Genomic DNA, 8,172 nt, shown 5'->3' with positions numbered 1-8,172 from the left:
GGTACCTGTCTCTTACTCCGACATCCGCGCCGCGTTGCAGCGGGTGCGCGTTCCACTGCCGGCTGCCGAGGGGCGACGCCGTGCTGGCCCGTGTCGTGTCCCGCACTGACACATGACTGATACATGACTGATGCGCGCGAAAAGGGAAGTCGAAGGACTTCTACGTCCTCCGGCGCACGGTGTTCGCCTTGTTGCGCCGCGAGGGGGCGTCCTGATCCACCGGCGTGAGCAGCTTCACCGACGTGGGCGGCGTCATCCCGCAACGCCCGAGCCGTGGCCTATGGTGCCGTCGTGACACCGTCCTCGAGCCCGGAGCCGCCCTCCCTACCGCTTGCTGAGGAGGATGGCGCCGCGCCTTCTTCTGACGACACGCCCGTGGGACGCTCTGCGGGTTCCGACCCCGCACCTGTCGGTGCCCAGCCACCGACCACCGGCCGCGAGCGCCGCATCCCGCCGCTGGAGCAGTTCCGTGGGCCAGTCATTGCCCGGCGTGGCCAGGTGGAGCACTCCACCACGGATCAGCGCCTGCTCGACACCCGCAGCCCCTCGGGGTTCGTCCATTCCGACCCGTGGCGGGTCATGCGGATCCAGAGCGAGTTCGTCGAGGGTTTCGGCCTGCTCGCCGAACTGCCACGGGCGGTGACCGTCTTCGGCTCGGCCCGGATTCCCCCGGACAGCCCGTTCTACGAGCAGGGCCGGCTGCTCGGCGCCGCGCTCGCCGAGGCCGGCTTCGCGGTGATCACCGGCGGGGGGCCGGGCGCGATGGAGGCGGTGAACCGTGGGGCCCAGGAGGCCGGCGGCCTGTCGGTGGGCCTCGGTATTGAGCTTCCCTACGAGCAGCGGCTCAACGACTGGGTCGACCTCGGCGTCAGTTTCCGCTACTTCTTCGTCCGCAAGACGATGTTCGTGAAGTACGCCGAGGCGTTCGTGATCCTCCCCGGTGGGTTCGGCACGCTCGACGAGCTGTTCGAGGCGCTGACCCTGGTCCAGACCGGCAAGGTCACCCGGTTCCCGGTGGTGCTGATCGGCTCCGAGTACTGGTCGGGACTCGTCGACTGGATGCGGACGACCCTGCTGCCCGCCGGCCTGGTCCAGGAGCGGGACCTGCAGATCCTCTCGATCACCGACGGCATCCACGAGGCCGTGCGCATCATCCTGGAGGGAACCGCCGGGCACACCCGGCCCGCAGGTATGGATATTCCGTGAACATCTGCGTGTACTGCGCCTCCTCCGAGCTGATCGACCCCTCGTACGTCCTGCTGGCGGCCCAGACCGGCACCGAGCTTGCCCGGCGCGGCCACACCCTGGTCTCCGGCGGAGGCTCGGTGTCGTGCATGGGAGCGATCGCCCGGGCGGCGCGGGCCGGCGGAAGTTACACGGTCGGTGTGATCCCGCGGGCGCTGGTCGCGATGGAGGTCCGCGACCTGGACGCGGACGAGATCATCGTCACGGAGACCATGCGGGAGCGTAAGGCGTTCATGGACGCGCGCTCGGACGCCTTCCTGGCTCTGCCCGGGGGCCTGGGCACCCTTGAGGAGCTGCTTGAGGTCTGGGTCGCCGGGGTCCTGCGCATGCACACCAAGCCCGTGGTGGTCCTCGACCCCGACGGGGTGTTTGCCCACCTGCGGATCCTCGTCGACGAGATGGTCGACCGCGGGTTCGTCCGCCCGCGCGCCCGGGACACCCTCCGCTGGGCGACCGGCATCGGCGAGGCGGTGGACTTCCTGGAGGCGGGTGTGACAGAGGCGACCGTCACCTCGCCCCCGCCCCCGACCCTGCGGGAGATCGTCGAGGGCGACTGAGCCCGTTCCTGTTCCTTGCCTATCCAGAGGGTTTCGTGTCCGAAAAATCCCTCTGGATAGGCAAGCTGGCTGGGTAGGCGAGGGCGGTCCTCAGGCGAGGCCGCGGCGGGCGACGGCGAGGTCGACGTCGCCCCGGATCGCTGCGACCATCCGCAGCGTCCGCCACGTCGCCGCCACCTGGTGCGCCCGGAAGACCCGGGCCCCGAGCCAGGCGCTGACCGCGGTCGCGGCCAGCGTGCCCTCCAGGCGTTCGTCGATGCCGGTGTCCAGGGTCTCCCCGACGAAGTCCTTGTTCGACAGCGCGACGAGCACCGGCCACCCGGTGGCGACCAGTTCCGGCAGCCGGCGGGTGGCCTCGAGGGAGTGGCGGCTGTTCTTGCCGAAGTCGTGCCCGGGATCGACGAGGATCGCATCCGGCCGGACCCCGAGCGACACCGCCCGCTCGGCGAGCCCCACCGTGGTGGCGACGATGTCGGCGACTACGTCGTCGTAGACCATCCGGTGCGGCCGGGTGCGCGGCGGCAGATGGCCGGCGTGGGTGCAGACCAGACCGGCGTCGAACTCGGCCGCGACCTCGGCGAGCGCCGGGTCCACCCCGCCCCAGGCATCGTTGAGCAGGTCGGCGCCCTCACCCGCGACGACCCGTCCGACCTGCGCGCGCCAGGTGTCGACGCTGATGACCAGCCGGGGGTGGCGGGCCCGGACCTCGGCGACGAAGCCACCCACGCGGCGCAGCTCCTCGGTCGCACTCACCTCGCCGCCGGGCGCGGCCTTCACCCCGCCGATGTCGATGATCCCCGCCCCCTCGTCGACCGCACGGTCGACCGCAGCCAACGCCTCGGCCGCACCGTACGTCGCCCCGCGGTCGAAGAAGGAGTCCGGGGTGCGGTTGACGATCGCCATCACGATCAGCTCGGTCGGCTCGAAGGTCCGCGGACCCAGTCGTAGCGGATCCCGCCGTAGCGGGGCCGGGTGGGCAGCGTCGGCATGCACCGGGCCAGCCTGCCAGAATCACCGCGATCGGCGGGCCGTGGCACGATCGGATGCGTGGTGCTCGTCATCGAAATTGTGATCGTGGCCGCCGTCGTCTTCGCGGTGGCCGCGCTGGCCGTCGGTCGCTTCGATCGGCTCGCCCCGGCGCCGCCGGACGGCGCTCCCACCGGACTACCTGTCGGTACGGTAACAGCCGGCGACATTGCCCGCACGCGGTTCGGGATGGCGCTGCGTGGTTACCGGATGGCCGAGGTTGACGCCGTCCTGCTTCGGCTGGCCGACGAGCTGGCCTGGCGGGACGAGGAGCTGGTCCGGCTGGCCGCGTTCGCGCGCGTCGACACCGCGCCATCGCCGGACGGGCATCGGGTTACTCGCTCGCCACAGATCGACGAGTGATCGCCGCCGACTGTCCGTGGCATCCGCCGGCTGCCTGTGGCATTACAATCGACTGTTGGTAGCCGGTCGATCTGGCCTACGCAGGGACACGTACAGGCGCCGCCATCAACATCGACGCCCACCTCTCGATGTTGCGGCGGGCGACTGTTGTGATGCCGCGCAGAGACGTGTTTCGGTTTGCGGTCCGGTCTACGGGATAATCGTCGTCAGATGCAGGTCCGACGGCAGGAAGAGGTGCACCGATGGCGGCCATGAAGCCGCGGACGGGTGACGGTCCGCTCGAGGTGACCAAGGAGGGGCGCGGCATCGTCATGCGTGTCCCGCTGGAGGGGGGCGGTCGGCTCGTCGTGGAACTCACCGCCGACGAGGCGAGTGCGCTGGGGGATGCCTTGAAGACCGCGGTCGGTTAACCTCCGTGTGTCCGTCCGTGTGCGCTGTCCTCGCGCCTGTCCCGCGGCAGCCGGGTCCCGTCGTGGTCCGGCGGTCCCGGCGAGAAGGCCGGCATGAGCATCGTTGATTCCGCGCCAGGCCCGGCGATCGACGGGCTCATCAGGCTTCCTCTCAGCGTCACCCTACGGTCCGCCACCGTCGCCGGCGTCGAGCCCGCGACCGTCGCCCTGGTCCTCGCGTCGTCCGAGAACGGACCCGTGTTCGATGAGACTGCCCGTGGCATCGGCGCCGATCTAGGACTGGATCTCGCGCTGCTGGTCGAGTCCGAGTCCCTGCGCGGCGATGCGGGTTCGGTGCTGGTGGTGCCGTTGGCCCGGACGGCTCGGCCGACCCGGCTGCTCGTGGTCGGCATCGGCGCCGGTCAACCGGGTGGCTGGCGGGCCGCGGGCGCCGCGCTCGCCCGCCGCGCCGGGGCACCGGACCGGCTCGCGGTGGTGGCGGAGCCCGGCGATCCGGGCCTGCGGGCCTTCACCGAAGGCCTGGCGCTAGGCGCCTACCGGGCCGCTGGAGTGCCCGACCCGGCCGGCCGGCCCGGGCCGGAGAACGGCGTGCCCGGCGACGTCATCGTGCTCACCGGTCGGGCGGACGAGCCTGGGGCGGCGGCCGCGGTCGACGCCGCGCGGGCGGTGGCCACCGGGGTATACATCGCCCGCGATCTGGTCAACATGCCGAGTCTGGTGAAGTCACCCGCGTGGCTGGCGAACCGTGCCGTGCGCATCGCCGCGTCGGCGGGTCTCGACGCGACCCTGCTCGGCCCCGACGATCTTCTGGCGCAGGGCTTCGGGGGGTTGTGCGCCGTCGGTGAGGGTTCCCCTCGGCCGCCCTACCTGGTCAAACTCGAATATCACGGGCCACCGCGGATTTCTGGCGAGGCCGGGTTGGCGGGATCCACCGGATCGGCGGGATCCACCGGGTCGGCGGGGCCGGATGGTTCGTCGGCGGGCCGCTTCACCGATGGTCACCGGGTCCTGGTCGGGAAGGGAATCACCTTCGACTCGGGTGGGCTCTCCCTGAAGCCGGCCGTCCCGATGGCCGGCATGAAGACTGATATGGCGGGCGCGGCGGCGGTGCTCGGGGCGATGACCGCGTTGCCGGCGTTGAACGTGCCCGGGCGCGTCACCGGTCTGCTCTGCCTGGCGGAGAACATGATCGGTGCGACTGCCATGCATCCCGGCGACGTCATCACCTGCTGGGGCGGGACCACGGTGGAGGTACTGAACACCGACGCCGAGGGTCGCCTGGTGCTGGCGGACGGCCTCGCCTACGCCGCGGGCGCGCTCGACGCGGATGTCATCGTCGACCTCGCCACGCTGACCGGAGCGATCGCCGTGGCGCTCGGCCGGCGCACCGCCGGGCTGTTCAGCTCGGACGACCAGTTGGCGGCGGCGCTGTCCGCCGCGGCGGACAGCGCCGGGGAACGGGTGTGGCGGCTGCCGTTGGTGGAGGAGTACCGGGCGGCGATCGATTCGCCGGTGGCGGACCTCGCCAACATCGGCCGGGCGCTGGACGTCGGGGGCGGTTCCATCACCGCGGCGCTTGTTCCTGCGGGAGTTCGCGGGCCGGCGGCCCTGGGCGCATCTGGACATCGCGGGCACCGCACGGTCGGACGCCGACGACGGCGAGATCAGCCGGGGCGGCACCGGGTGGGGGGTGCGTACCCTGCTGACCTGGCTGTCGGGTGGGCCGTCCCAGGCACCGGCGGCCTGAGTAGAACCCCGGAACCCCCAGACGGGTCCCGGGTACCCCTGGGTGTTGCCGGGCCGCGAAGGGGAGGTCAGGCCGCGAGACGCAGGAGCACGGCCTCGTATCCCCGGGCGATGTCCTCGGAGAGGACCAGGGAGACCCGGAGCACCACGGTGCGCTGGACGAAGACGTACTCGGTGACGAGCGGGTTGTCGGCGGTGACGGTGAGGAGCTTCGTCGCCCGCCGCTGCGCGCTCTCCGCGTCCGCGAAGACCTCGATCGGGCCGCCGCGCTCGATCGCGTCCGCGGGGCTCCCGGAGACCTCGTTGACGCCCACCCGCGGATCGCTGAAGGCGATTCTGCTGGTGTAGCCGTTCGCCCGGCCCAGGAGACGATCGGGGTCGCTGGCCGCGGTGTAGGCGACGGTGGTGTGCAGCGGCAGGCCCGCGCCGGCCAGCCGGATCGCCACCTGCTCGGCGGTAAGGCCGGCGAGGCCGCCTCCCGCGGCCGGTGGGGAGGGGGTGGCGCCCGGTACGGCCGGCCGGGTGGGCGGAGCGCGCGCCGTGCGCCGGCCCCACCAGGCGGTTCAGCGTGTAACCGGCAATCCCGGCCAGGACCGCCATGACGAGGACGAACGTGATGTAGGGCAGCAGGCTCTCACGTGGGGCGGGCGGCGGCTCGGCGCGGCTGTCATTAGGTGTCGAAGTCGCTGTCGTGGTCGCCGTAGTTGCCGTGGTCGCCGTCGTAGACGTCATAGCGCCGGTACTCCTGTGCGGCCGGTGCCATTTACTCCCCAAGGCGTAGGAATGTCACGCTTAAGCGCACCTTACGCGTCCACCGAGGAGCCACCGGGTACCGGCACGATCAGCTGGCCCTGATCGTGTTACCGCGGACCGGTCACCCCGACCGGGGTGCCTGGCCAGCCGGCCGGGGTGTCTGGTCAGCCGACCGGGGAGGACTTGGCGACCACGGCGACCAGGAGGCCGCCGCCGGTGGTGAGGAGCATCTGGGTGAGCCGCACATCGTCACGTACAGCTGTGGCGAGTTCGCGGACCGCCACCGCCTCGGGGCCGGTGGCCTGGCCTTGAGCCAGGGCCAGCACGCTGGCGAATGCCACCACGCCGCCCGGCCGCAGCAGCCGCAGGGCCTGGGTGAGGTACTCGGTGCCCTCACGCCGGTCCGTGTCACAGAACACGAGGTCATAGGCGCCGTCGGTCAGGCGGGGGAGAACGTCGAGGGCGCGGCCGGTGATCAGCCGGCTGCGCCCCGGGGTCATCCCCGCGTCGGCGTAGGTGCGCCGGGCCAGCCGAAGGTGCTCGGCCTCGACGTCGATGGTGGTCAGGGTCCCGTCGGGCCGCATCCCGCGCAACAGCCAGGTACCGGAGACCCCGGTACCCGTGCCGATCTCGACCACCGCGCGGGCGCCCACGGCGGCGGCGAGGAAGCGCAGGACCGCGCCGGTACCCGGGCTGACCGGGACGATCCCGACCTCCTCGGCTCGGGCGCGGGCAGCGCGAAGGATCGGGTCTTCCAGCAGGAAGCCCTCTGCATAGGCGGCGGCGGACTCGAGCTCGCCGATGTCAGTGTCCGGCATGACTTCCGCAGCCTACGGGAACGGGAGACCAGGGACGCGCGTTCATCTGGTCAACGCGCATCGTGTCGAGGATCGAGGGGAGAAACGTCGGTGTCCGCAGCGGGATTCGCCGCTCCCTGGCCGGCTCGTCGGGTACGTTTGACGCGAACCGACCGAGAGGCGGCCGTGGCTGCTCAGGACCCCGGGGCGGGCTCGGACGCCGCCGGCGTCGCCGCCACCGCAGAAGCTCCTGGTTGGGTTCCTCCTTCCTGGGAAGACGTGGTCCGTGAGCACGGCAACCGGGTCTACCGCCTCGCCTACCGCCTCACCGGTAACGCCCACGACGCCGAGGACCTGACGCAGGACGTGTTCGTTCGGGTGTTCCGGTCGTTGGCGGACTACACCCCCGGCACCTTCGAGGGGTGGCTGCACCGGATCACCACCAACCTCTTCCTCGATCGCATGCGTCGCCAGCAGAAGATCCGGTTCGATGCGCTGCCCGAGGACACCGAGCGGCTGGCCGGCCGCGAGGCGAGCCCGGAGGCGGTCTACGCCGAGGCTCATCTCGACGCGGACGTCGAGGCCGCGCTCGCCGCTCTGCCGCCCGACTTCCGGGCCGCCGTCGTGCTATGCGACATCGAGCAGCTCTCCTACGAAGAGATCGCTCAGACGCTGGGCGTGAAACTGGGCACAGTGCGCAGCCGGATCTCGCGCGGTCGGGCGATGTTGCGCGCGGCGCTGGCCGATCGCGCGCCACGTACCGGTGACGGTGCCGCGTTGTCCGCCGCCGTGGCGGTCTCGGACGACGCCCTTCTCGCCGCGGAGCCCGCCGTCGGGCCGGCGGCGGAGCTCGCCGAGGCGGACGCGGCGCCGCCGGGCACGACCAGACCGCATTGGGGCCGAGGCGACGACGGGCGGCTCAGAAGCGGGGGACGGCATGGGCCCGTCGCCGCCGGGAGCAAGGGTGGTGCTCCGCGGGAGCGGCGGGCGTGACCGAGCATCTCGGCGATCGGATCTCGCCTCTCATCGACCATCAACTCGATCATGACGCTCGCGACCGCGCGCTCGCGCATCTTGCCTGCTGCGGGGAGTGCCAGCGGGAGGTGGCGGCCCTGCGGATAGTCAAGGCACGGCTGGTCGCCCTCGATGGCCCGGATCTTCCTGGCGGCCTCGCGGTCTGGCTGCTCAGCCTGGGCGGTCCGGCCGCGGTGCCCGCGTCCCCCCGGGTTCGCCCCAACAGCCCCAACAGCCCCAGTGGTCCCCACAGTCCCAGCG

The 8,172-nt window shown here is 71.8% G+C and carries 9 protein-coding genes and 1 pseudogene; 7 read left to right on the top strand and 3 right to left on the bottom strand.

Annotation, left to right across the window (positions count from 1 at the left end):
- Positions 1 to 375: 375 nt before the first annotated feature.
- Both AC08OJ_RS16580 and AC08OJ_RS16575 read left to right on the top strand, forming a co-directional pair.
- Positions 376 to 1,206 carry an LOG family protein gene (locus AC08OJ_RS16580; protein ID WP_476593930.1) on the top strand — a complete coding sequence of 277 codons (831 nt, stop codon included), beginning with the start codon at positions 376 to 378 and terminating at the stop codon, positions 1,204 to 1,206.
- Positions 1,203 to 1,802, top strand: coding sequence for an LOG family protein (locus AC08OJ_RS16575; RefSeq protein ID WP_476593931.1), 600 nt, complete (start codon positions 1,203 to 1,205; stop codon positions 1,800 to 1,802). Before AC08OJ_RS16580 ends, AC08OJ_RS16575 begins: the two co-directional genes overlap by 4 nt.
- 90 nt (positions 1,803 to 1,892) lie before the next feature.
- Here AC08OJ_RS16575 and folP read toward each other — a convergent pair whose 3' ends face one another.
- Positions 1,893 to 2,795 carry a dihydropteroate synthase gene (gene folP / locus AC08OJ_RS16570; protein ID WP_476596203.1) on the bottom strand — a complete coding sequence of 301 codons (903 nt, stop codon included), beginning with the start codon at positions 2,793 to 2,795 and terminating at the stop codon, positions 1,893 to 1,895.
- Between the two features lie 54 nt (positions 2,796 to 2,849).
- Here folP and AC08OJ_RS16565 point away from each other — a divergent pair, with 54 nt between their 5' ends.
- From AC08OJ_RS16565 to AC08OJ_RS16555, 3 genes and pseudogenes are all read left to right on the top strand, one after another.
- Complete coding sequence (locus AC08OJ_RS16565) at positions 2,850 to 3,191, top strand: DivIVA domain-containing protein (RefSeq protein WP_462188602.1); 342 nt, start codon at positions 2,850 to 2,852, stop codon at positions 3,189 to 3,191.
- Positions 3,192 to 3,433: 242 nt separating this feature from the next.
- Positions 3,434 to 3,601, top strand: a complete 168-nt coding sequence (locus tag AC08OJ_RS16560) for a DUF3117 domain-containing protein (RefSeq protein WP_007511639.1) — start codon at positions 3,434 to 3,436, stop codon at positions 3,599 to 3,601.
- Positions 3,602 to 3,694: 93 nt separating this feature from the next.
- A pseudogene (locus AC08OJ_RS16555) lies at positions 3,695 to 5,348 on the top strand (leucyl aminopeptidase family protein).
- A gap of 67 nt (positions 5,349 to 5,415) precedes the next feature.
- Here AC08OJ_RS16555 and AC08OJ_RS16550 read toward each other — a convergent pair.
- A complete protein-coding gene (locus tag AC08OJ_RS16550) occupies positions 5,416 to 5,793 on the bottom strand; it encodes a hypothetical protein (RefSeq protein ID WP_476593934.1) in 378 nt (125 codons plus the stop codon).
- Between the two features lie 471 nt (positions 5,794 to 6,264).
- Positions 6,265 to 6,918, bottom strand: coding sequence for an O-methyltransferase (locus tag AC08OJ_RS16545; RefSeq protein ID WP_476593935.1), 654 nt, complete (start codon positions 6,916 to 6,918; stop codon positions 6,265 to 6,267).
- 165 nt (positions 6,919 to 7,083) lie between these two features.
- On the opposite strand from AC08OJ_RS16545, the gene sigE reads away from it, so the two are divergent.
- Together sigE and AC08OJ_RS16535 are read left to right on the top strand one after the other, a co-directional pair.
- Positions 7,084 to 7,890 carry an RNA polymerase sigma factor SigE gene (gene sigE / locus AC08OJ_RS16540; protein WP_476593936.1) on the top strand — a complete coding sequence of 269 codons (807 nt, stop codon included), beginning with the start codon at positions 7,084 to 7,086 and terminating at the stop codon, positions 7,888 to 7,890.
- On the top strand, positions 7,887 to 8,172 hold a 286-nt coding region (locus AC08OJ_RS16535; protein ID WP_476596202.1), incomplete at its 3' end, for an anti-sigma factor family protein. The genes sigE and AC08OJ_RS16535, both read left to right, overlap by 4 nt.

The sequence above is a fragment of the Frankia sp. CgKIO3 genome (genome assembly GCF_977946435.1).
This window is presented reverse-complemented; position numbering and strand designations above follow the sequence as displayed.

Bases quoted from the DNA above. Each gene is read 5' to 3' on its own strand.
- AC08OJ_RS16560 (WP_007511639.1), top strand. From the start codon at position 3,434: ATGGCGGCCATGAAGCCGCGGACGGGTGACGGTCCGCTCGAGGTGACC.
- AC08OJ_RS16545 (WP_476593935.1), bottom strand. From the start codon at position 6,918: ATGCCGGACACTGACATCGGCGAGCTCGAGTCCGCCGCCGCCTATGCA.